Genomic DNA, 22,041 nt, shown 5'->3' with positions numbered 1-22,041 from the left:
ATCCGGGCAGTTTTTTACTCTACTGCTGACCTCAAAAACAGATCCCCAGGAAGTGATGTTCATGGATAATAACCAACAACTTGTCAGCTCTACCGCCATCCAGAATCCCCAGGAAGGGCTCCCTGAAACCTACCATCCTGACCCTGTGCAAGTCACCGCACTGGCTTCGCAAATTAATATTGCCGAAACCGGTATGGTAATGGGATATGGGGCAAAACCGATGGCTGAAATAGCCCAGTTTGCCGATACCCTGCTCCACAAGATCAAAGCCAGAGACGGTGGTGAAGTCGGCCAGTTGCTGTCCGATCTGGTTCTACGTATCCGTGAAAATGACCCGTTCACCAAGGAAGAGAAGCGCAGCAACTTTCTCGCCAGCCTGCCTATTGTGGGCAAACTGTTCAAGCAGGCTGAGCAATTCAAAATCAACAATCAAGTATTGACTGAGCAGGTTGACAACATTGCAAACCACCTCGACCAATCGATGATCACCCTGATGCGGGATATCGAAACACTCGAGCAGCTTTATCTGCGGAATTTTAATTTTTATAACGAAGTGACGCTTTACATTGATGCGGGCAAGCAAAAGCTGCAACACGTCAGCGAAATCGAACTCCCTGCACTCAAACAGGAGGCTGATACCTCTAAAAACCTGATGATGGCACAGCAGGTCAAAGACATGATCGAGAACATCAACCGCTTTGAACGTCGCTTGCATGACCTTGATCTGTCAAGAACCATTGCTATTCAGACTGCACCGCAGATTCGTATGGTACAGAGTACCAACCAGCAACTTGCTGAAAAAATACAAAGCAGTATTCTGGCTACCCTACCCATTTGGAAAAGCCAAATGGTGCTCTCGATGACACTGAATGCGCAGAGCAAAGCGGCACGCCTGCAGAAAGAGGTCTCGGACACCACGAATCAACTTCTGCTGAAAAATGCCGAGATCCTGCAGCAAAGCAGCATTGCCACCGCCAACGAGGTAGAACGTTCGATCGTCGATGTGGGTACGCTGCGTGAGGTACAAAACAAACTGATCAATACCATCGAAGAGACAATGAAAATCGCCGATAATGCACGTACACGCCGTGCCGAAGCGGAAAAAGAACTCGCCACCATGGAAGAGAATCTGCGTCTGCGACTCACAGAGGCCACTTCACGCTACTAATATGCGGGTATATAGCACCTCATGCTAGTGTGGCTTTCGTCGCACTGACATGAGGTGTGGGCTAAAACCTTATCCTCTGCCCAGTTATCGCAGCATTCACTAAGGACCATACGGAGCACCTGATGTCAGACAACCCCCAAAATAATCCCGTCGTCGATGTTTTAACGTCGACCAAAAGTAAAATCAAACGGGTTGCCCGGCGTATTGGCTTCCACTTTGTTGCCTTCATCACGGGCGCAATAACTGACGGAAAAACAATCCTGACTAACCTGAATATCGTGGATGCTTTCCCGGATAAGGAACCACAAGACTTGAATGGACCTATCAGCGCGCTGGTCTATTTAAATATGCTGCTACTGTTCCCCTTTCAGCCAAACCCAGCCGCCACTTTATTAGGAATTATTGCCACCGTTGTCTCTATTTTTACTGGTTACGGCATTATGGGGCTGATCTTCGGCGGGCTGACCGCTTTCATCATCTATACGATTAACCGTCGTAAAATAAGCCTTGGCAGCATATTCCCGCTCTTGATCATCTTTATCGCTATAGCGGATAACCCTCTTTTAATCACCTCCGCTCCGCTGTGGTATTACATTTTGCTGGTCGGCATCATTATTGTCGGTATTGTCTATCACGATGCCATCACACTGCTGATTGAACGTGTTACTAAAAAACGCTCACCATCCGTTCCTGTGAAACAGACCGTGGTGGAGAATACCCCACCCCCTGTTGCTCCCCCCAACCCTTACTCTTTTGATATGCAGACTTACCTGACTACACTGCAGGAAATCCAGCGGCTCAAAAAAGCCCTACCGGCGGATTTCATCCCCCTGATCGATACCATCAGCCTCAAAACACAGTCTATCTTGCAAAGTATGAAAAGTGATGAGCGCGATACCGCACGCGGCACGCAGTTTTTAAACCGCTACCTGCCGATTATCCGTACCAGTCTTGATCGCTTTATCCGCCTTTCCGCTCAGAGTTCCTCATCCCCCGAATTTGCTAAAATACGGCAGCAAACCTGGCAGGCATTTAGCGACATGAGCCATGTTTTCAGCGATATGAATCAGCGCCTGCTGGATAACGATGTGAATGACCTGATCGTAGATTTGAACGTGCTGGACAAATTAGCGAAATCGGAAGGGTATACGATTCCGAAAGAGTAAAGTTGCTTTAAAGACGTGTCATGGTAGCCAATGCTGAAGATGATGGTGTTATTTAAACATGTTCTGAATCTACAGCATTGGCAATGGAGGCTGAACAGGAGCCGTGCCCAGGGTCACCCTTATTCGCCTCAGTTAAGGATGAAGAACCGGCAACAGAGTTAGTACGTTAATTATCGCCGACCCTCAGCGTAATCAGTACGCAAAACCTCAATCCCGGTCTCACATTACTTTAGCAATCTGATCAATTTTGCCCGCTGTTTGGCAACTTGCCTTCTTGCTTAAGAAAATCGGTCAAGAAAAACTGTGCATTCCCTTCATCAGAAAGCGATTTGCTGTAAGAGATATACTGTGCTGTCTTCTCGCCAGGCAGATACAACTCGCCCGAATTATTGTTGTTAATGATCAGCACCACAAATTTCTTGCCATCCACCTTGACGCTATAGTCGCTACGCTCCCCCTTATTCTCAACATCCATCAACTGAATTTTCTTATCCCATTCATGGTCTGCATTTGTGATCTGCACTAATGATTTATTTTCGGCGCGCGTGCCATAGCGCAGCGTCCACACTTGAATACCCTGATTGCCCTCCCACGCCTTAACATACTCAGCCACTTCAGGACGAGTAGGCTCAGCAGAAAAACCCGTCGCCGACATCACAGATAATAGAGTGAAAAGGATAAATTTCTTTAACATTTAATCGTCCTATTTGATGATTGAAAAAGAGGATTCCGACATCACAAATACATACCGATACACGGCATCCCTCGGTGATTAATTACCGTAACCGAGCCAAGGGATGTTATACCATACCGAATGAATATCAATGGTGGTGTCACATGACGGCGTCGTCTGCTACCTACCCAGGGATTCCCCCTATGATTGGGTTACTGGCGTGACCAGTGTGGCCCAAAGCGGTGTATTCGCCTGGTTATCACCACTAACAATAAGTTGAGGTTTACCGCCAGCGCATTCTACTGCTGCGCAGGCAACAGCAAGCCAAGGGGCGGCGGGCCCAGGATAGCCCAGACTACTGCCCAGATCTTGCAGATCCTGGCCGATTTTTATCGGACTTGACGAGCCTTCCAACCCCATGGCAATCGCCGTATGCCACGTTGCATCAACGCCTATCATGTAACCCGCAGTGACTTCATCTGCAGACACTGGCCCCCAATCCAGAGACTGCACCAACGCATAGTTCACGTCTTCGGGTACGATTCCATGGGCTTGTTCCGGCCGATGCAGGCTGGCCATCGGTGCCAGTTCAGTCTGCAAGTGAGGATTTCCCAGCAATAAACCAATGACTGCTTCCGCTGTCCCTTCCGGTGATTCCGGTTCAATTTGCATTGCCACCACCAGTAACAGCGATTGCTCATGGGCACGTTGATCCAGCCACTGGTCCACCGCAGCCAGGCCGCTGCCCTCAACCGGTATCACGCGGTGTTTGATCTGGCTGGCCTGCCAACTGGATTGCCAGAGAGCCTGCACCTGCTCATTAGGTAAACGACTGTGATTTTCTATCAATAATGCCAATGGCACATCCACAGGTACCGACAATAACAAACGGCTCAATTCATCCAGCAGGTTAGTGAATTCACGGGTCAGCAACGGCTCCAGGGCCTCGTCCGCTCGCCGCGCCAACCGACTATGGCGTATCCCTTTATCACTCTGCCAGGATGCCTGTGTTTTAAGCACCTGTGTTCTGGCCTGCAATGCGTGCCACTGGGTCTGCCCATCTGTATCATCAAGCTCGCGCAATGCGCTATTCAGGCTGAGGCCCAATATTTGCAAAGAGCGCCGACCCCGTTGGGTTTCGTGCTCAATCATTTTCTCACGATCGCGATCCCAGTCATTTGCCATTGCTGATACCCCCTGATACCAAACCAGACGCAAAAACAGTAAGAACAGCCAGAACGACACAGGGATAGCCAACGCTGTTTCCCAAAAGTCTTGGTTGTTTATCTCGGTTTTTGTTTGGTTAATGAGTACGGCATAAGCAATGCCACCAAATAAAGCAACGATCAGTAATAGCAACCACACCCACCATTTGGGGGGAGCGGGACGCGTGGCCGGTGCCGGAATGAGTTTAAGATTAATCGCCATGTTAGCTTGCCGCTGCTTGTGGCAAACTTGAAATGAGCACACAACCGCAAGCACAACGGTGTCCGTTAAAGGCAACAGGAACGCCGTTGTCCTTAAAGCTAGGGTGCCCTTCAGCAATACTGTTTTGCCCATGCTTTGAACAGCTAACCGGATCACCTTGGCGCGCTACGCCAATCCCCATAAATTTCATCTTGCTCGAACCACTCAGTACCGAGCCATTGCCGGTATTGTTATCACCAATACGAATAATGCCTTTCATTTTTTATTCCATCCTCGTCAGTTTTATTAACAAGAAATTCAAGTTTTTTTAGCAGGAAACAAAAAATAACAATCAGTTAAACAGAACCATTCCTTTAAGGTGAGTGGGTTATATCTAGCCGAGAAATACAATAATCAGGAAAAAAAGAAAACCTGTTATCAGCGCAGTCAGAACACCCAGTATTTTCACTAGCGTATTGCCTGACGACCGTTTCTCCTCGCTCCCAGAAAGGCAAACTGAGTAAATAGCAGAAAAGAATGCCGCCCCCAACGAAAATAAGCCCACAGTTGCTGTAGTCCTTGCGAAAACTATAGAGCAATCACCGGTACACATGGCACTCAGCATAGTAAAGAATGTGCTAAAAAAACCAACGATACCTAATAATATGGCGACGACCAACCAGATATTTTTATTTCTCATCATAACTATTCAGTTCCTAAATTAAATTCCCTGTCACTCACGGCAATGCCCCTAATGCCTGTACTCACCGTGACTTCATTTATCCAGATACCACATCACTACGCTTCCCCCAAGAACCACCATTCTACAGCCATGTCCTGCACGACATACTTAGGATCAAGCGGCCAGATGCGGGGTTGGTAGCTCTCTACACGATCAATGGGCATCGGGGTGCCCTGTTTAAAGTGACGGATGTTTTTTGTATTGACACTCCCATAGGTTGACCAAGCCACCTGCCAGTAACCACTTTTCGGGCAAAGTTCGCCACTACGGCATGTCAGTTGGGCACTCGTGTTTTTATCAAAATCCGGGGAATCTGGCAGTGGGCGACCGGTAAGCGGGTTAAGCTTTTTCGCTTGTGCCAGTTGCGCTATCAGTGATTCGGCTGGTTTGGTGGGCGGAATATTGGCCTCGCGCGCTTCCACCCACCTCAACTTACCATCCCAGGCAGGCAACGGTGCCGGGGGCAACGGTACAATCTCGTTAATTTCCGGCACTGAGGGGTGGGCGTAGGAGTAGTTACTGAGTATCTTCCAGATTTTTTCATAACGCTGGGCGCGTTCGGGATCTTTCTGTAGGGCAAGATAATTCAACGTATCTGACGGGAGAGCCCCAGCAAATCCATCTGCTAGCGTTGAGGCCGAAGTGGAATTACCTGCAGCCACCCCTAATTGGTAAACCTCCAGAGCGTCTTGATAATCTCCATCATCTTGAAGGTCGCTACCTAGAACCAGTGCCGCATCGCCATTGCCTTGTTCAGCGGCACAATGGCGCATTTGGCGTGCGATATCGGGGGCGATATCAATGGGGGCCAACTTATCAGCGACATAGGCCTGTGCCAGTGCACTTCCCTCATCGGCCGCTTTCCGGTAATAACGTAACGCCATTTCCGGGTCTTGCTTTAAGCCAGCCGCACCTTGTTCCAGATAGACCGCGATAAAGTAGTAGCCAGAGGCGACCTTGGCATCGATCAACTGCTGGCTGATGCGTAAATACTCGGCACTACGCAGATGGAACTGACCACGCATGCCGCCATTTTGCAGGTTAATACTGGCTTTAACGTGCCCGTTGGCGGCGGCAATGCGATACAACCGCTCCACCTGTTGATCCACCTTGGGGTCCTGCTTAAGCTGGTTATTCACTTGCAGCCAGCGGGCGTACTTAAACAGCATATCGGCATCCGCTGTCGGTTCGGGGATCTCTTCATGTTTGCAGGTAAACGCCAGCTTGGCTTTAATATCACTGAGTGGGTCTAGCGAGACACCCTTTTTCACCAAGCTAGATGCACTGCCTGGGTCACAAGCGACCAGCAGAAAACAAACGAGCAATAACAAGCAGCGCATCAGTCCTGTTCCTTCAACATAATCAGTCGATAAAAATAAGCGTTAATCTCATGCTTCGCCTAGGAGGCTCCATTCTACGGCTATATCCTGCACCACATATTTGGGGTTCAGCGGCCAAATGCGTGGTCGATAACTTTCTACTCGTGCAATGGGCATCAGCATACCCTGCTTAAAATAGCGATTTTGTTGATTGATCCTGCCATAGGCCGACCAAGCCACCCAGTAACCACTTTTCGGGCAAACGTCACCACTATGGCACAACAACTGCGCACCGGTGTTGTTATCAAAATCCGGGGAGTCTGGCAGGGGGCGACCGGTAAGCGGGTTAAGCTTTTTCGCTCGTGCCAATTCTGCGATCAGTGATTCGGCTGGTTTTGGGGGCGGAATATTGGCTTCGCGCGCTTCTAGCCATTTCAACTTACCGTCCCAGGCAGGCAATGGTGCCGGGGGTAGCGGCACAATCTCGTTAATTTCCGGCACAGTGGGGTGAGCGTAGGAATAGTTACCCAGTATATTACTTATTTGTTCATAACGCTGGGCACGTTCGGGATCTGCTTGTTGGGCAAGATAGTTCCCACTATCGCTAGCGGGAACTCCAGAAAATGTGTTTGCTAATGTATAGGCGGAGGTTTCATCACCAGCAGCTACTCCTAATTGGTAGGCCTCCAGTGCTGCCTGGTATTGTTTGTTGATTTTAAGATCGCTAGCGAGCATTGCGGCCGCATCGATGTTGCCCTGCTCAGCAGCACAACGACGCATTTGCCGCGCAATCTCTGGAGCGATATCAATGGGGGCCAGTTTTCTGCCAACGTAAGCCTGCGCCTGCGGATTGCCCTCATCCGCCGCTTTACGGTAATAGCGCAACGCCATCTCCCGGTCTTGCTTTAAGCCCGCAGCACCTTGTTCCAGATAGACCGCGATAAAATAGTAACCAGAGGCAACCTTGGCATCAATCAACTGCTGGCTAATGCGTAAATACTCGGCACTACGCAGATGAAACTGACCACGCATGCCGCCATTTTGTAGATTAATGCTGGCTTTAACGTGGCCATTGGCAGCCGCAATACGATACAACCGCTCCACCTCTTGATCTACCTTGGGGTCCTGCTTAAGCTGGTTATTCACTTGCAGCCAACGGGCATATTTAAACAGCACATCGACCTCTGCCGTTGGTTCGGGGATCACCTCATGTTTGCAGGTAAACGCCAGCTTGGCTTTAATATCACTAAGTGGGTCTAGCGAGACACCCTTTTTCACCGAGCTAGATGCGCTGCCCGGGTCACAGGCGCCCAACAGAAAACAAACAAGCAATAACAAGCAGCGCATCAGTCCTGTTCCTTCAACATAATCAGTCGATAAAAATAAGCGTTAATCTCATGCTTCGCCTAGGAGGCTCCATTCTACGGCTATATCCTGCACCACATATTTGGGGTTCAGCGGCCAAATACGTGGTCGATAACTTTCTACTCGTGCAATGGGCATCAGCATACCCTGCTTAAAATAGCGATTTTGTTGATTGATCCTGCCATAGGCCGACCAAGCCACCCAGTAACCACTTTTCGGGCAAACGTCACCACTATGGCACAACAACTGCGCACCGGTGTTGTTATCAAAATCCGGTGAATCTGGCAGAGGGCGACCGGTAAGCGGGTTAAGCTTTTTCGCTTGTGCCAATTCTGCGATCAGTGATTCGGCTGGTTTTGGGGGTGGAATATTGGCCTCACGCGCTTCTAGCCATTTCAACTTACCGTCCCAGGCAGGCAATGGTGCCGGGGGTAGCGGTACAATCTCATTGATTTCTGGTACTGAGGGGTTGGCATAAGAGTAGTCACTTAACACCTTCCAGATTTTTTCATAACGCTGGGCTCTCTCGGGATCTTTTTGTAAGGCAAGATAATACATGTTACTGGGGGAAGTAGGCCCATGAAATCCGCTCTCTAAAGCAGAGGCTGCCGTTTCATTCCCCGCAGCCACCCCTAATTGAAATATCTTCAATGCATCTTGATAGTGTCCATCAATTTTAAGATCGATCGCTAAAGCCAAAGCTGCATCTCCATTGCCTTGTTCCGCAGCACAACGACGCATTTGGCGCGCGATATCAGGGGCGATATCAATGGGCTCCAGCTTATCAGCAACATAGGTCTGTGCCAGCGCACTGCCCTCATCCGCCGCCTTGCGGTAATAACGCAACGCCATCTCCGGGTCTTGCTTTAAGCCTGCTGCACCTTGTTCCAGATAGACCGCAATAAAGTAGTATCCCGAGGCAACCTTGGCATCAATCAACTGCTGGCTAATGCGTAAATATTCTGCACTACGTAGATGGAACTGGCCGCGCATGCCGCCATTTTGCAGGTTAATACTGGCTTTAACGTGGCCGTTGGCGGCAGCAATGCGATACAACCGATCCACCTCCTGGTCCACCTTGGGGTCCGGTTTTAGTTGATTATTCACTTGCAGCCAACGGGCGTATTTAAACAACATATCGGCCTCTGCTTTCGGTTCAGGGATCACTTCATGTTTGCAGGTAAACGCCAGCTTGGCTTTAATATCACTAAGTGGGTCCATCGGGGCCTCTTTTTTAATCGAATTGGTTGTGCTACCGGGATCACAAGCGATCAGCAGCAGGCAGGAAAATAGCAGTAATAGGGTGCGCATTAGTCTAGGTCCGCCCAGGTTGCAGAGGGATAAAGAAACTCAATTATTGAAGCTATCGGGGGGAGTTTTTTACTCTGGCGTCGCTTGTTTTCTTTGAGCAAAAAATCCCAAACCCCAAACGCTTTTGCCGGATCATTCCCCCAAGCCTTAGTGATATCCTTCTGCTCACCTTCCCCATCAGAATCATCAGTATTTACAGTGGACTGAGTATGCAATTTCCATAACCGTTGCCTCATGGCTTTAGTCACGAGGTGCGAATCGTGGGCGATATTCATTTCGCTATCCACCTGCATACTGCGGGTGTTGATATTCGCCGAGCCATGGGTGGTAAAGACATCATCAATAATCATCAGTTTGGAGTGGATATAAACCGGCATCCAACTGTTTCCTGGTGAATCTGGCGCCACCAACGAGCAGATATGCATTTTCAGGCCTGGGGGAGTGGGGCCTTGCATAATAGGGGTACTTTTAATCTCCTCAATTTTCGCTTCATACTCTTTTACTTCCTGCTGATATTTATCCATGGCTGCCTTATCAGGGGGATTACTCAAGTCTATATCTATATCAGGTACAGGAATTTTCTTTATCTTACCCAATTTAGTCACTTCGGGGATCATATCCGCACGCCCTAGGCTTGCCATCATACGTTGGGTATTCACCGTTCCAGCACCTATTCCGCCGTCGGTCACATTGGTGGTTACAAACAGATGTATCGCCCCCTGTTTACCCCCGGCTGTCTGAGCCGCCGCTGTTGTTTTGATCGCCTCTGCCAAGGCGGGCCAGCGAAAATACTGGTTTTCAATATAGATAAACTGAGTAGCATTATTCACCGCATTAAGATAAAGCGCTTCTATCTCACGCATTCCTTCCTGCGGTTGGGTGCGCACCAGTTGTGCCGGCAGTTCCGTACCATATTCCGGCCGAGGTTCTAGCCGTTTGGCCACCTCATCAGCCTTGCGGGCAGTAAGCAAATCCTCTCCGGTTTCCCTCTGCCAGGCGGTGGCAAAGTTTTTATGCAGGCCAGCCAGAATCGGGCCAGTTACCTGGCTAGAGATATCTTGGCGCGGCAAGAAACCGGTTGGCCCCTTATTGGGCTCCCGGAGAAAACCGAATACGTTCTCACGATATTCTAATGAATCTGCACCAGGGCGACGCTCTGCGGTGTGGGCATCAGTATCCCAATATTCGTCCAGCATATTATGCCCCATAACAAATCCCACCGCCGATTCGGGTAATTCAAAATCTACCAGCACAGTTTTTTGATGGTGAGAGGGAGCTCCAGCTAGACCACCAATTGTTGATAGACTGAGATCTTTGTCAAAGGCTTTAAAAGAGGCACGATAGGCAATTTCTGCTCGATTGAGTGTACCAAATCCACGGCCGACAAAAAGGGGCCAACGTTCACCCATTATACCTTTCAAATTATCTTCTTTTGGCGCTGGATTAGGCCAAAACTGGGTATTAGGTGACATCCCGCTAGCTTGTGGGTTCGGCCAAGCTTGGGTTGTTTTTGACATTGTATTGGCTGCCGTATTAGGCCAAACTGCGGAATTGCCTGGTAACACTTTCAGATCGTACCATGTATGTTCTAAAAACCATCTTTTATCATATTCATGTTGCTCGTCAGTGGCACTTTGCCCAGCGCGAGGCTTTATACCAGGTTTACCCGGCAAGTTAGCCTCGCCTCCGGCTCCTGCAGCATTGAGTGGCATTTCCCACCCCAAAATACGCACCTGTACTTGCTTTTCCCGCACGAGAGTTCTGAGTAACTCTCCAATACAAGGTGCTTGACCATCACGAAGAAAAAACATAGACGGCTGAAAGCCCCAGCAAATAATATCGACCGTTTTTTGTGCATTGGCAATTGCGTGGTACACCGCTGCAAATGCTTCTTCGCCATTCACCAACGGTTTATACGTCGCCTTGGTAAGACTGCACTCATCCTCTTTGACGACAAACCAGGGAGGAGTAATAGTGGCCTGATTGGTTTCACAAGTCGCGATAGGTACAGTAATCTCTGGCTTACTCATACGCTTTCTTCCTTATTGTTGCGTCCTTCTAACACTTCTGCATACAGGTTACGAGACTTTGTGTTTTCCCCTACATCGCTCGCCTGCCCCGAATAGTTATGCAGCCCCCTGTTAGCCAGCACCCCTTGCTCTGGGTTGCTATATGCACTCACTACCGGGATGTTGTAGCTAACGCCGTTGGCCATTTCCAGTGTGTAATTTTTCGTCACCACTTGGTGTTCAATCTCCACTTGTCCAGTGGCGTCCAACACCCCTTTACTGACGGGGGCCCCATCCGCATACAGGGTGTAAGGCATCCCCACCCAACTCGAACCCGCCGCGTTAGGGGCGAGCAATGAACTGAGCCGTAACGTTTGCTTGATATTGGCCTGCAGTGGCGGATATTCAGGATGGTTGGCTTGCATACTCGCCGGACCATTGTAAGAAAAGTCAGCGGATTTCACGATGAAATCACCGTTGGTACCCAGTTCGATTTTATAAGGATCCAGCGTGAGGTAACTGCCGCCTGCATTGAGTATGATTTTCTTCTTGGCGACAATGTGTATTTCATCTTCGGTACTGACGATCTCCAAGCCAAGACGTGCCAACAATTGCAATTGGTCGTTTTGCGCCTGGATGGTCACAGGCCCTTGATTGGCAATCAGTTTCATCCCCAGCTTACGTACAAACAGGCTAAGGCCCTCACCCACGCCAATAAACAGACGCTTGATGACCCCCATATCCGCATCAGCCCCGGCATTCAACATCAGGTTTTGACTTGCGGTAAGTTGTAAATGCTTACCACTGCTCAGGGCGATCCCTTTCGGGGCGCTGAGTACCGCTACCGCTTCCTTGAGTTGCTCAATTTGCTCACGCATAAAAGCAAGCTGTGCCTCTAGCTGAGCGGGCTCCCCTTGGGCGGTTTTGGCATCATCAGACAGCGATTTCATCTGCTCACTGGCATCTTTCAGCCGATCCAGCGTTGGTTGCATCTCCAGCATGTTACCTTTCGCTGTAGCTTGCATATCTGCGGTGATAAGAATACCTTTACCACCCCGTACCGCTACCCACTTATCGGTACGTAATTCGGCACCTTCACCGCGCAGTTTACGTTCCTGATCAACGTTATGCCCCAGGTTCAGTTGGCTCTTGCCAGCATATTCGGTACTGAGCTTGATATGCTCAGCCCCGCGTTTGTCCTCCATGCGCAGTTTATTGAGGCCTGCGGTACGAATGATATTGCGGGTATTATTCAGTTCGGTGACATGGTCCGGGTGACGTGAGTCATGCAAGGCGTGCGAGATGTAAGGCCTGTCAGGGTCCCCCTCATGGAACGCAATTGCTACTTCCGTGCCCTGGATCAACGGGAAGTGAAAGCCGTAGGTGTCCCCCCCATAAGGCTTGGCCAAACGCACCGGCATGCTTTCATAACCGGGTTTTTTAGCGTCCCGGTCGGCATCAAACTTCACCCAGTACAAGCCGTCTTGATCCTGATGCGCATAGATGTCATTGGCTTTCGGGCTGGTGACGCGTGCCGTCAACGAACCGCTGATCACCGGGCGGTGTTTTAACGGCGGTCGCCAGCACAGGGTTTCACTGAAAGGCACGGCGGCAAAGGTCACCCGCAAGGCATTTTTGCGGCTGGCGGTAAAACCAGTCTGAACCATCAGAATCGGTGCTTGTAGCAATTCCGGCAAGGTTGAGGGTAGCGTGCTGTCCGTAATGGTCAGCAATTGCCCCGGTCTCAGGGTGGGGTCGGTACTGCTACCACTGATTTGTATTTGGCGTGACAGAAAACGCTCATGATCCAACCGGGCATGGAAGTTACCGGTTTCCGCCTCCGGGGTATATTTGTCCCCATCCTCCAGATGGCGGGCCTGATAGTGATAGACATCACCATAAGTGACCCCTTCGCCATCACCCCGCGTCATATCGGCAGTGGTTGATTGCAGACCTTTTTGTGCCTGATGGTGATTGTAATCCTTGGTGGTCACACTGGCTTCCACCACATTTTGTTGGTAGCTCAGCCCCCATACCGACACCGCCCCCGAGTCACTCATCCCTGATGGGCTGTTTAGCGGCAGTTTTTTACCAAACTGGTAAGCGGTTTGCCGGTCAGCAAAGTGGATAACTTCAGTCTGGGTGTCCGGTTGCAGGGTGAAGAAATAGAAGATCCCTACCTCCGCCAGCAAGCGCTCAATAAACTGCAGGTCGCTTTCCTGATACTGGTTGATCTGCGCCCGCCGGGGATAAGTTTGCTTCAGCTTGAATTCGTACTCCCAATCCTTGAACTTGTGTTCTGCCAATATCTCCGCCACCACTTCTGGTACGGTTTTATTGATAAAGAAACGGTGGGTACGGAACTGTTTATCCAGCAACGCGATATAGGGCTCAATGGTGATGCGATACAGCGCCTGGTCGGCTGACCCAGAAATACGGCTGAAATCGGTGATCACCCCGTGTACCACCTTCTGTTGCAGCAAGGTCTGCAGGGGGCCGGTGCCCATGCTTAGTGTGGCGGGCTTGCGCAGTAACTGCTCGGCATCAATCGTCTTGTCAGTACTGGTGAACTGGATGCTGTAGTGGTAAGTCTGGCTTAGCGCCTCCGACCCACTGAAATCCTCAACGTCCAGTGGCGACGAACAGGAAGGAATATTCAGGTGGTAGCGGTTCAGGGTGGTGATTGCCGACAAGGTATTTTGCAGTGTATCAATCAGGCTCATGTTCTTGACTCCGTGATCATATCCGATGTTTTCTAATTATCAGGCTCCCAGTTCCTGCGGGAGAGCTTGAATGAACCTATGTATTTACCCAACAGCGATTGATGCCAAATGTGAAGTAATGGTGGTTTGCCATATCACGGCAACTATGGAAAGAGCAGTAACGCATACCGCTATTGTTTTTCGTATCGATGCTCTCTACCAGGATAATAGCCTGTCGATATAGCGTTTCACTGGCAAATTCTGTGAGGATTAACTTTACTGCTAACACAAGCAGCCAAATATCCGCTAATAGTCCATTAATAGCATCAGCAGTATCGATGTATAGTCCTTTACAGCAGAGTATCACGACTACTTATCTTGAACATTAATATGGTTAATGAGTATATTTCGAACAGCTTACATTATTCAAGTCAAACAGTTAGCAGACTGGGCTTGGGTCACAGTAGTAAACTCTGTACCGCCGCTTCAGCGCTAAATCCCATGATTCGAGTAAGTTGTACGGCTATGAGAGTCTTTGATCTTTTTGCTGCGCTGTCTTCAATACGCTTTGATAGTGTAAGGATACCGAGAGAGGGATTGTGCTGGATGCGGGTGGCCGTTAATTATTTTTGCGGTTGTATGTTGGAACCACTGATCGACGCAGTCCAAGTAAGTTAAATAATGGATTCCTGTTTGCCTATTGCGATTAATTTAGGCCGAACTCCGCCAAAGCGAATGATATAAAACTACGCAAACGCAATGTCATAAGCTGGTCACGGTAATAAAGCAACCACATTGGACGTTCACTCAACCGCCACTCAGGAAAAAGTTGAACAAGTAATCCGTCTCGAACATCAGCAGCAAGAAGTATTTCAGGCTGCATAACTATCCCAAGGCCATTGCGAGCAGCCACTCGAATAGCCTGGCCGCCGTTGACGATAAGCTGGCATGCTGGTGCGATTTCGACGACCTCTTCACCCTTTGATAAGCGCCATAACGACTTTGCGGCAGATGTAAAAAGGATAGCCTCATGAGAAGAAAGCTCTTCAGGATGACGAGGCCAACCATGACGCGCAAGATAATCAGGCGCAGCGCAAATCATCATCCTATAAGGTACTAACGCGCGTGCAATCATACTGCTATCTGAAAGCGAGCCGATGCGAAAAGCTACATCAATACCTTCTCCTACAAGATCGACATTACGATCCGTCAGAACTATATCGAGTCTGACCTCGGGAGCCAGTTCACGATAACGCTTCAGAGCAGGAATCAATGCTTCTGCACCAAATGTCGTCGGTGCGGTTATGCGTAATTTTCCACTGGGTGACTGTTGTAGTGTTTCTGCTTCCATTTCAGCCAGAGCCAGACGCTCCAGAATATCGCGACACTGCTCGAAATAGCTTGATCCGAAATTTGTCAGGTTCTGACGCCGAGTCGTGCGGTTGATAAGGCGGGTATTTAATCGTTCCTCCAGTGCAGCAACATGCTGACCAATCATCGCAGGGGAAAGATCAAGTTGTTTAGCGGCAGCACTCATTGAGCCAGTTTGTACTACCGCCACGAAAGCTTGCATGGCACGAAAGAGATCCATTCGATAGTTTTACTTTAAAGTAATCACACAATTACGCTAATTATCATTTAAACATTAATTAATTACTATCCAGTTGTTGATATTTAACTGGAGAAAAACATGAGACAACAACGATTTACTAAAAAAACCGTTCTGGTCACAGGTGCAGGAACAGGCATGGGGCAGGCTTCAGCATTGCGTTTGGCAAAAGAAGGTGCACAGCTTGCGCTCATTGGACGACGGATTGAACCACTTAAAAAACTGGTATCAGAAATCGAACGTGAGGGAGGGATGGCTATTGCTATCGCCTGTGATATTACTCAGGAAGAACAGATTCAAAGCGCCGCTCGAAAAACCTTTGAACACTTTGGCACAATCGATGCAATCTTTGCCAATGCGGGAGTTTTAGGGGAGTTCAAAGCATTAGCCGATACGGATATTGCAGATTTTAACCTACCGATTGCCACGAATTTACAGGGTACTTTTCTGACGATCAAACATTGTCTGCCATTTATGGCAAGCGGTTCTGTCCTGATTAATGCATCATGGACAATTAATAGTGTTATGCCCGGTGCAGGAGCCTATGCTTCAAGCAAAGGGGCGTTATTGGCAATGATGCGAACTTTTGCAATAGAACTTGGTTCGCGTGCAATTCGGGTGAATGCTATCAGCCCGGGTATCATAATCAGTCCAATGGCTGAAGAAGCACTTTCACCCGATATGGCAGCCCGACTCGCCTCCCATGCTGCGTTGGGTCGAAACGGGACACCGGATGATGTGGTAGGATCCGTTGCCTGGCTTTTATCTGACGATTCATTATTTGTAACCGGTCAGGAAATTGCCGTGGACGGAGGCTTTACCATTGGTGGAGTCAGATTGTGAGTGATTTTACTGCGGCAGCTTGCAAAAGCTAAATGCGGGTCAGTGGAGTTTAACAGGTCTGGTTTTGAGTAGGTTTGCGCTACCACACAGAAGTTATTTAGAAAATTTATATTTTGATTTCAGTGTGTTATGGAACTAACAAAGCAACTACTGGAAGGAGATTTGGAGCGGGAAACGAGACTCGAACTCGCGACCCCGACCTTGGCAAGGTCGTGCTCTACCAACTGAGCTATTCCCGCATTAATCAGAACTAACTGATAGTTTTCAATCTTTCAGCAATTCATCACTGCCGTCCGATGCGATGCATTCTACTTACCTGACGTGATGAGTCAATACAATTATTGAATCATCACGTTCGTTTGCCGATTTTTGCAGCGCTTCTATCATGGAGCGCGCAAATCTTTACGCGCTGCATTCAAATACTGGAACATCGACCAGAATGTCAGCACCGTAGCGATATAGAACAACAACACAAACGACCAATGCAGCATGACGGAACTGGGTCGCCATAATAGCCCCACCAACGCCATCATCTGTGCTGTCGTTTTCACTTTGCCAATCCAGGAAACCGCCACACTACTGCGCTTGCCAATTTCAGCCATCCATTCACGTAGTGAAGAGATAATAATCTCACGCGCGATCATGGTGGCCGCCGGTAAAGTCATCCACCATACATTATAGTGCTCCGTGACCAATACCAGTGCTACCGCGACCATCACTTTGTCTGCCACCGGATCAAGGAAAGCACCAAAGCGTGTTGTCTGCTTCCAGCGTCGGGCTAAAAAGCCGTCGAACCAGTCGGTAACAGCCGCAACCACAAAAATGATAGCGCACAGCATCGGGGCCCAAGCGAATGGCAAATAAAATGCCAAAACGAAGAATGGGATCAGTACTACGCGAAACAGGGTAAGCCAAGTCGGTATATTCAATTGCATAATGCTACTATAGCTATCTGGCAAGAGTGAGATTTAAGAGTATGTTGCTACATTGCCCTCAGTGTTTCAATGCATTGTAGATCTTTTCTGCTAATGCTTGTGAAATACCTGGCACTTTTGCAATTTCCTCAACGCTGGCGTTCAATAATGGTTGCAGACCGCCCATAAATTTTAACAATGCTTGACGCCGTTTTGAACCAACGCCCTCAATCAACTCCAATGAACTGGTATTTTTAACTTTCGCTCGCTTCTGGCGATGCCCGGTGATGGCATGGTGATGCGAGTCATCACGGATATGCTGGATAATATGCAAAGCAGGAGAATCCGGTGGCAACGAAACCCCCTCTCCTTCCGGTTTGAAGAACAACGTTTCCAACCCAGCTTTACGGTCACTCCCCTTTGCAATGCCAATTAACAATGGTTTGTTTTTATCCCAGGGAACACTCAACGAATTAAAAAGATCAACCGCCATGCCCAACTGCCCTTTACCACCATCAATAAAGATCACATCAGGGATTTTTTTCTCTTCTAACGCCTTACCATAACGCCGTTTCAATACTTGCGCCATTGCCGCATAATCATCACCCGGCGTGATGCCAGTAATATTGTAACGGCGATATTCCGCCCGCAGTGGACCATTACTGTCAAACACCACACAAGAGGCTATGGTTTGTTCCCCCATGGTATGGCTGATATCAAAACACTCCATGCGATTAATTTCAGCAAGATTGAGGGTTTTTGCCAACTCAGCTAACCGTTGGTGGATAGTAGATTGCTGAGAGAGCTTGGTCACCAACGCCGTTGAAGCATTGGTTCGCGCCAATTTTAGATAACGCGCACGATCACCACGCGGTTTGCTCTGAATCTGGATCTTGCGGCCGGCCAATTCACTCAATGAAGCCGCCAGCAACTCTTTTTCCGGCAAGGTAAAGTCCAACAAGATCTCCGCCGGTAGAGTCCGCATTTGGCTTCCTTGTAAGTAAAACTGCCCGACAAAGGTTTGTACCACTTCACTTAACTCGGTCCCCCCCGGCACTCTCGGGAAATAGCTGCGGCTGCCAAGCACTTTGCCCTGACGGATGAACAGGACATGTACACAAGCCATACCTGAATCAAAAGCGACACCAATCACATCCAGGTCATCACTATTACCGGAAACAAACTGTTTCTCTGTGACACGATGAACCGCTTGAATTTGATCACGAATACGCGCCGCTTCTTCAAAATTAAGCTGTTTGCTGGCGTTCTCCATGCGTTCAATCAATTGATGCAAGACCTGCTGATCTTTACCGGATAAAAACAGGCGCACATAATCCACCTGTTGCTGATACTCCTCTTCACTCACTAACCCGGTCACACAGGGGGCCAAACAACGCCCTATCTGGTACTGCAGGCATGGGCGTGAGCGATTACGGTAAACACTGTTTTCACATTGGCGGATAGGAAACAGTTTTTGCAATAGCGCCAACGTTTCTCGCACCGCATGGGAATTAGGAAATGGCCCAAAGTATTCACCTTTGGCATGCTTAGCCCCACGGTGTACTGAAAGCCGAGGATGAGTGTCTGCACTCAAAAAGATCAATGGATAAGATTTATCATCACGCAACAGAACATTATACCGTGGCTGGTACAGTTTAATGTAATTATGTTCCAGCAACAGTGCTTCAGTTTCGGTATGTGTAACAGTAACGTCTATTTGAACAATGTTTTTAACTAAGTTTTCAGTTTTACGGCTGTTGACTTGGGTACGAAAATAGCTCGCGAGACGCTTTTTAAGATCTTTGGCTTTACCCACATAGATAACCGTACCAGCCATATCATACATCCGGTAGACGCCTGGCTGGCTGGTGACGGTTTTAAGAAATGCCTGAGCATCAAAACAGCTATTCACTGTTTGACAATCTCTCCGCATTGAATAACCCATGTTTGATGGCTAAATGTGTTAATTCAACGTCTCCACTTATATTTAGCTTACTAAACATACGGTAACGGTAACTATTTACCGTTTTAGGGCTGAGATTCAGTTGTTCTGATATCTCATTCACCTTCTTCCCTTTGGTAATCATCAACATAATTTGTAATTCACGCTCAGATAAGGTGCTGAACGGATTTTCTGCCTGAGGCTCCAACTGGCTTAACGCCATTTTTTGCGCAATATCAGAGGCAATATAACGCTGACCGGCATGTACCGAACGAATAGCATTAATAACCTCTTGCGGCGCGGCCCCTTTACTCAGGTAACCTGCAGCCCCCGCCTGCATCACTTTGGCTGGCAAAGGATTCTCAGTGTGGATGGTCAACATGATAACCTTGATATCAGGCGAATAACGAACAATTTTACGGGTAGCTTCCAGCCCCCCGATCCCCGGCATATTCATATCCATCAAAACGATATCAACGGAGTTGCTGCGGCACCATTTAACGGCGTCTTCACCGCATTGAGCTTCCCCAACTACTTTGATGCCTTTGATATCATCAAGAATGCGTCGTATCCCTGCGCGCACCAATTCGTGGTCATCAACAAGAAGAACGCTAATCAAGGAAAAATCTCCAAATAAGGGAGTAACGTAATCAATCAACCTTTGTCATTATATCCAACAGCACTCAGCTGCTGGAGTATTGGTTGAACCCTCACCCAGTCACATAACCAGCTCTGTCTCAGCAGCTGACTCGTTTGCTGCATTATTCGGCAAAAACTCCGATAACCTTGGATGATTACCTTCGCCACCTTTGGGTCTGGTCAGAGGACACTCCCATTCAGCAACTTGAATGACGACATGTATAAATGAATATTACTTGATTTTCGGCAAATAATGAATACAGATTAACGCGAACTCTCGAGTTACCTTGCAAAATCAGTCGAAAATCTTACCCTTTAACCAGTTAGGGTTCAATTAATTCAACCAATATCATACAGAACCGTTCAAACCACGCACCACCCAGGGCTGTTTAACGGTAAAATTAACCTAGGCATTAAAAGACGCCAACCCAACCACATGAAAAATAAGCAAAAATTAACTCACCACACCAATAATTGCATGAAAATAAGCCAAAAATGAGCGTACCAACCGCAGTAATCATTCCTACTGCTGGTGACTCACTCGCTGGCTTCGCACAAGTACATCAAATTATTTGGTGTATATTAATGACCCGCTTTAACTTTCAGCGAAAATTTCTTCTGTCATCATGAGAATTTGAAATTTGATTAAAAAACCAGCTAAAATATCAATAATTATGAACTGAATATTTATTCAATGACTTAAAAGTAAACCATTAATATTTACACGCAGCCCCACTTATGTTGCTAATAGGTTGCTGATAGATAGCAAGTACGTGCATCACGACAATGAATACTTCGGCCTAGAACCGGACTCAGAAACCACTCTCTTCAACCAGCGGTGACACATTGCTATACTGAGTTGCCTTCTGGCTGCAATTTGAATAAATTTGACTATACCCGTCATACTTCAAATTGCTTGGGTGTTGGCTGTGGTTACTCGTCTCATCCATGAGACTCGCCCTTTACAGGGCCGCCGCCAGCGGCGTTCAAATCCGCTCCATGCGGATTTGTCGTTCACCCAAGTCACATAGTTAGCTATGCCCCTGGGGATTCCATCACTTGCCGCCTACAAGCAAATCGAATTATTTAGGCTATATACGGCTAACTGCTGCCGAAAATCTTAAAATCAGGAGATAAAATGAGCAATATTGATTTCACTACCTCTACCACCCCAGAAGCACTGGCAACAGAAGTTGCCTGCCTTAAAGCCACATTGACACTGATTTTAAAAGCGATTGGTCAAGCCGACGCGGGTAAGGTCATCATCAATCTGGAGCGTTTTGCAGCGCAAATTGAAGATCCCGCTCAAGCTGAAATCTTCCAAAACAGTATTCAACAGATTAAACATGGCTACCGCCAATAATCATCTCTTTTGATGGGCAGACTCGCCGGTCTGCCCCTTGGTGAGCGTTTCTGACGGGAATGGCAATAAAGGTTCTGACTGGCAACAGGCCCGTCAAGCGTCCAGTTACCCTGCGCTATTTCATGATCATCTGACTACCATCACCGATATTTTGGCATGGCGAACAATTGCAGCGGCGTTGGAACCCAGTAAGTAGGTTTTAACACTGGGGCGACGAGAGCCAATAACGATCAGATCCGCGCCTATCTCTTCAGCCAATAACAGCACTTCATCCCGCGGTGAACCAAAGCTGATGGTATAAGCAAGACGATCTTGTGGCAGATCGATCTGCTCCATGATTTTCTTCAGCCCTTCAACTGCTTTCACTTCCGCCTGATTTTCAAACTCTTTTATGCCAAACGAATAAGCAGTAACAAATGCTGATGCATCCGGCAGTGCATGAAAGAAATGCACTTGAGCACCAGATATCTTGGCTAAATACTCGACATTTTTCAGGGCATGCTCTGTTAATACATCTTCCGCAATATCTATCGGTACTAAAATGGTCTTGTACATATCCAATCCCTTCTCAATTTACCGTAATAATCATAGCTTATCGTGGGTAAGGCAGTACAGGTACTCATTTATGCCGCTTTTGTGATCAGCGGCGCGCACGCCGTGACATCAATACGCTGACAACCATGCCTGGATTAATGATTTATATTTTTGTGACTAAGACCGCAAAAACAAATAAAGCAGTAGCACTTAGTGAGCGAGCCACCAACAAAGTTGATTAAACACGGCAATAACTGGTTAAAACTCAATTATTCCCTGTAGGAATGCGCCCGTTCCCCGATACCGAGCACCGGTCAAATAATTCAACGGACTAT

General features: G+C 48.2%; 18 protein-coding genes and 1 tRNA gene. 5 read left to right on the top strand and 14 right to left on the bottom strand.

Features of this window, described 5'->3' with window-relative positions; genetic code table 11:
* The first annotated feature begins 61 nt into the window (after positions 1-61).
* Together AC2A06_RS11710 and AC2A06_RS11705 are read left to right on the top strand one after the other, a co-directional pair.
* Positions 62-1,168 carry a toxic anion resistance protein gene (locus AC2A06_RS11710; protein WP_484380372.1) on the top strand — a complete coding sequence of 369 codons (1,107 nt, stop codon included), beginning with the start codon at positions 62-64 and terminating at the stop codon, positions 1,166-1,168.
* 122 nt (positions 1,169-1,290) lie between these two features.
* Positions 1,291-2,334: a 5-bromo-4-chloroindolyl phosphate hydrolysis family protein gene (locus AC2A06_RS11705; protein ID WP_484380371.1), complete on the top strand. Its 1,044-nt coding sequence runs from the start codon at positions 1,291-1,293 to the stop codon at positions 2,332-2,334.
* Between the two features lie 241 nt (positions 2,335-2,575).
* Here the strand turns inward: AC2A06_RS11705 and AC2A06_RS11700 are convergent, their stop codons facing one another.
* The 8 genes from AC2A06_RS11700 to AC2A06_RS11665 form a co-directional block, all read right to left on the bottom strand.
* Positions 2,576-3,028 (bottom strand): hypothetical protein, encoded by a 453-nt coding sequence (locus AC2A06_RS11700; RefSeq protein ID WP_484380370.1) that lies wholly within the window; start codon positions 3,026-3,028, stop codon positions 2,576-2,578.
* A gap of 180 nt (positions 3,029-3,208) precedes the next feature.
* A complete protein-coding gene (locus tag AC2A06_RS11695) occupies positions 3,209-4,435 on the bottom strand; it encodes a hypothetical protein (protein WP_484380369.1) in 1,227 nt (408 codons plus the stop codon).
* A 1-nt stretch (position 4,436) separates the two neighbouring features.
* Positions 4,437-4,694, bottom strand: coding sequence for a PAAR domain-containing protein (locus AC2A06_RS11690; protein ID WP_484380368.1), 258 nt, complete (start codon positions 4,692-4,694; stop codon positions 4,437-4,439).
* A 518-nt stretch (positions 4,695-5,212) separates the two neighbouring features.
* On the bottom strand, positions 5,213-6,496 hold the full coding sequence (locus AC2A06_RS11685) for an SEL1-like repeat protein (RefSeq protein ID WP_484380367.1): 1,284 nt from the start codon (positions 6,494-6,496) through the stop codon (positions 5,213-5,215).
* Positions 6,497-6,544: 48 nt separating this feature from the next.
* On the bottom strand, positions 6,545-7,822 hold the full coding sequence (locus AC2A06_RS11680; protein WP_484380366.1) for an SEL1-like repeat protein: 1,278 nt from the start codon (positions 7,820-7,822) through the stop codon (positions 6,545-6,547).
* Positions 7,823-7,870: 48 nt separating this feature from the next.
* Positions 7,871-9,151 (bottom strand): SEL1-like repeat protein, encoded by a 1,281-nt coding sequence (locus AC2A06_RS11675; RefSeq protein WP_484380365.1) that lies wholly within the window; start codon positions 9,149-9,151, stop codon positions 7,871-7,873.
* Entirely contained in the window at positions 9,151-11,181 is a 2,031-nt protein-coding gene (locus AC2A06_RS11670; RefSeq protein WP_484380364.1) for a phospholipase D-like domain-containing protein, read from the bottom strand. Before AC2A06_RS11670 ends, AC2A06_RS11675 begins: the two co-directional genes overlap by 1 nt.
* The gene (locus tag AC2A06_RS11665) at positions 11,178-13,883 is read right to left on the bottom strand and encodes a type VI secretion system Vgr family protein (RefSeq protein WP_484380363.1); all 2,706 of its coding nucleotides are present in this window, start codon (positions 13,881-13,883) and stop codon (positions 11,178-11,180) included. Before AC2A06_RS11665 ends, AC2A06_RS11670 begins: the two co-directional genes overlap by 4 nt.
* A gap of 70 nt (positions 13,884-13,953) precedes the next feature.
* On the opposite strand from AC2A06_RS11665, the gene AC2A06_RS11660 reads away from it, so the two are divergent.
* Entirely contained in the window at positions 13,954-14,106 is a 153-nt protein-coding gene (locus AC2A06_RS11660; RefSeq protein WP_484380362.1) for a hypothetical protein, read from the top strand.
* A 462-nt stretch (positions 14,107-14,568) separates the two neighbouring features.
* On the opposite strand, the gene AC2A06_RS11655 is transcribed toward AC2A06_RS11660, so the two are convergent.
* Complete coding sequence (locus AC2A06_RS11655) at positions 14,569-15,453, bottom strand: LysR family transcriptional regulator (RefSeq protein WP_484380361.1); 885 nt, start codon at positions 15,451-15,453, stop codon at positions 14,569-14,571.
* A 99-nt stretch (positions 15,454-15,552) separates the two neighbouring features.
* On the opposite strand from AC2A06_RS11655, the gene AC2A06_RS11650 reads away from it, so the two are divergent.
* Entirely contained in the window at positions 15,553-16,314 is a 762-nt protein-coding gene (locus tag AC2A06_RS11650) for an SDR family NAD(P)-dependent oxidoreductase (RefSeq protein WP_484380360.1), read from the top strand.
* Positions 16,315-16,477: 163 nt separating this feature from the next.
* On the opposite strand, the gene AC2A06_RS11645 is transcribed toward AC2A06_RS11650, so the two are convergent.
* From AC2A06_RS11645 to uvrY, 4 genes are all read right to left on the bottom strand, one after another.
* Positions 16,478-16,553, bottom strand: a tRNA-Gly gene (locus tag AC2A06_RS11645).
* A gap of 144 nt (positions 16,554-16,697) precedes the next feature.
* Complete coding sequence (gene pgsA, locus AC2A06_RS11640) at positions 16,698-17,249, bottom strand: CDP-diacylglycerol--glycerol-3-phosphate 3-phosphatidyltransferase (RefSeq protein ID WP_023490411.1); 552 nt, start codon at positions 17,247-17,249, stop codon at positions 16,698-16,700.
* Between the two features lie 58 nt (positions 17,250-17,307).
* Entirely contained in the window at positions 17,308-19,140 is a 1,833-nt protein-coding gene (uvrC, locus tag AC2A06_RS11635) for an excinuclease ABC subunit UvrC (protein WP_473197995.1), read from the bottom strand.
* A complete protein-coding gene (uvrY, locus tag AC2A06_RS11630) occupies positions 19,133-19,789 on the bottom strand; it encodes a UvrY/SirA/GacA family response regulator transcription factor (RefSeq protein ID WP_473197514.1) in 657 nt (218 codons plus the stop codon). Before uvrY ends, uvrC begins: the two co-directional genes overlap by 8 nt.
* A gap of 1,158 nt (positions 19,790-20,947) precedes the next feature.
* Between uvrY and AC2A06_RS11625 the strand changes: the two genes are divergently transcribed.
* Positions 20,948-21,172 (top strand): DUF2594 family protein, encoded by a 225-nt coding sequence (locus AC2A06_RS11625; protein ID WP_473197513.1) that lies wholly within the window; start codon positions 20,948-20,950, stop codon positions 21,170-21,172.
* A 126-nt stretch (positions 21,173-21,298) separates the two neighbouring features.
* Here the strand turns inward: AC2A06_RS11625 and AC2A06_RS11620 are convergent, their stop codons facing one another.
* The gene (locus AC2A06_RS11620) at positions 21,299-21,727 is read right to left on the bottom strand and encodes a universal stress protein (protein WP_484380359.1); all 429 of its coding nucleotides are present in this window, start codon (positions 21,725-21,727) and stop codon (positions 21,299-21,301) included.
* Positions 21,728-22,041: the final 314 nt, after the last annotated feature.

Source organism: Serratia sp. HNCC26DJ244 (assembly GCF_057180565.1).
The sequence above is the reverse complement of the archived record's forward strand: the minus strand, read 5'-3'. Positions and strand labels throughout refer to the sequence as shown.

Bases quoted from the DNA above. Each gene is read 5' to 3' on its own strand.
- AC2A06_RS11710 (WP_484380372.1), top strand. From the start codon at position 62: ATGGATAATAACCAACAACTTGTCAGCTCTACCGCCATCCAGAATCCC.
- AC2A06_RS11705 (WP_484380371.1), top strand. From the start codon at position 1,291: ATGTCAGACAACCCCCAAAATAATCCCGTCGTCGATGTTTTAACGTCG.
- AC2A06_RS11700 (WP_484380370.1), bottom strand. From the start codon at position 3,028: ATGTTAAAGAAATTTATCCTTTTCACTCTATTATCTGTGATGTCGGCG.
- AC2A06_RS11695 (WP_484380369.1), bottom strand. From the start codon at position 4,435: ATGGCGATTAATCTTAAACTCATTCCGGCACCGGCCACGCGTCCCGCT.
- AC2A06_RS11690 (WP_484380368.1), bottom strand. From the start codon at position 4,694: ATGAAAGGCATTATTCGTATTGGTGATAACAATACCGGCAATGGCTCG.
- AC2A06_RS11685 (WP_484380367.1), bottom strand. From the start codon at position 6,496: ATGCGCTGCTTGTTATTGCTCGTTTGTTTTCTGCTGGTCGCTTGTGAC.
- AC2A06_RS11680 (WP_484380366.1), bottom strand. From the start codon at position 7,822: ATGCGCTGCTTGTTATTGCTTGTTTGTTTTCTGTTGGGCGCCTGTGAC.
- AC2A06_RS11675 (WP_484380365.1), bottom strand. From the start codon at position 9,151: ATGCGCACCCTATTACTGCTATTTTCCTGCCTGCTGCTGATCGCTTGT.
- AC2A06_RS11670 (WP_484380364.1), bottom strand. From the start codon at position 11,181: ATGAGTAAGCCAGAGATTACTGTACCTATCGCGACTTGTGAAACCAAT.
- AC2A06_RS11665 (WP_484380363.1), bottom strand. From the start codon at position 13,883: ATGAGCCTGATTGATACACTGCAAAATACCTTGTCGGCAATCACCACC.
- AC2A06_RS11660 (WP_484380362.1), top strand. From the start codon at position 13,954: ATGAACCTATGTATTTACCCAACAGCGATTGATGCCAAATGTGAAGTA.
- AC2A06_RS11655 (WP_484380361.1), bottom strand. From the start codon at position 15,453: ATGGATCTCTTTCGTGCCATGCAAGCTTTCGTGGCGGTAGTACAAACT.
- AC2A06_RS11650 (WP_484380360.1), top strand. From the start codon at position 15,553: ATGAGACAACAACGATTTACTAAAAAAACCGTTCTGGTCACAGGTGCA.
- pgsA (WP_023490411.1), bottom strand. From the start codon at position 17,249: ATGCAATTGAATATACCGACTTGGCTTACCCTGTTTCGCGTAGTACTG.
- AC2A06_RS11625 (WP_473197513.1), top strand. From the start codon at position 20,948: ATGAGCAATATTGATTTCACTACCTCTACCACCCCAGAAGCACTGGCA.
- AC2A06_RS11620 (WP_484380359.1), bottom strand. From the start codon at position 21,727: ATGTACAAGACCATTTTAGTACCGATAGATATTGCGGAAGATGTATTA.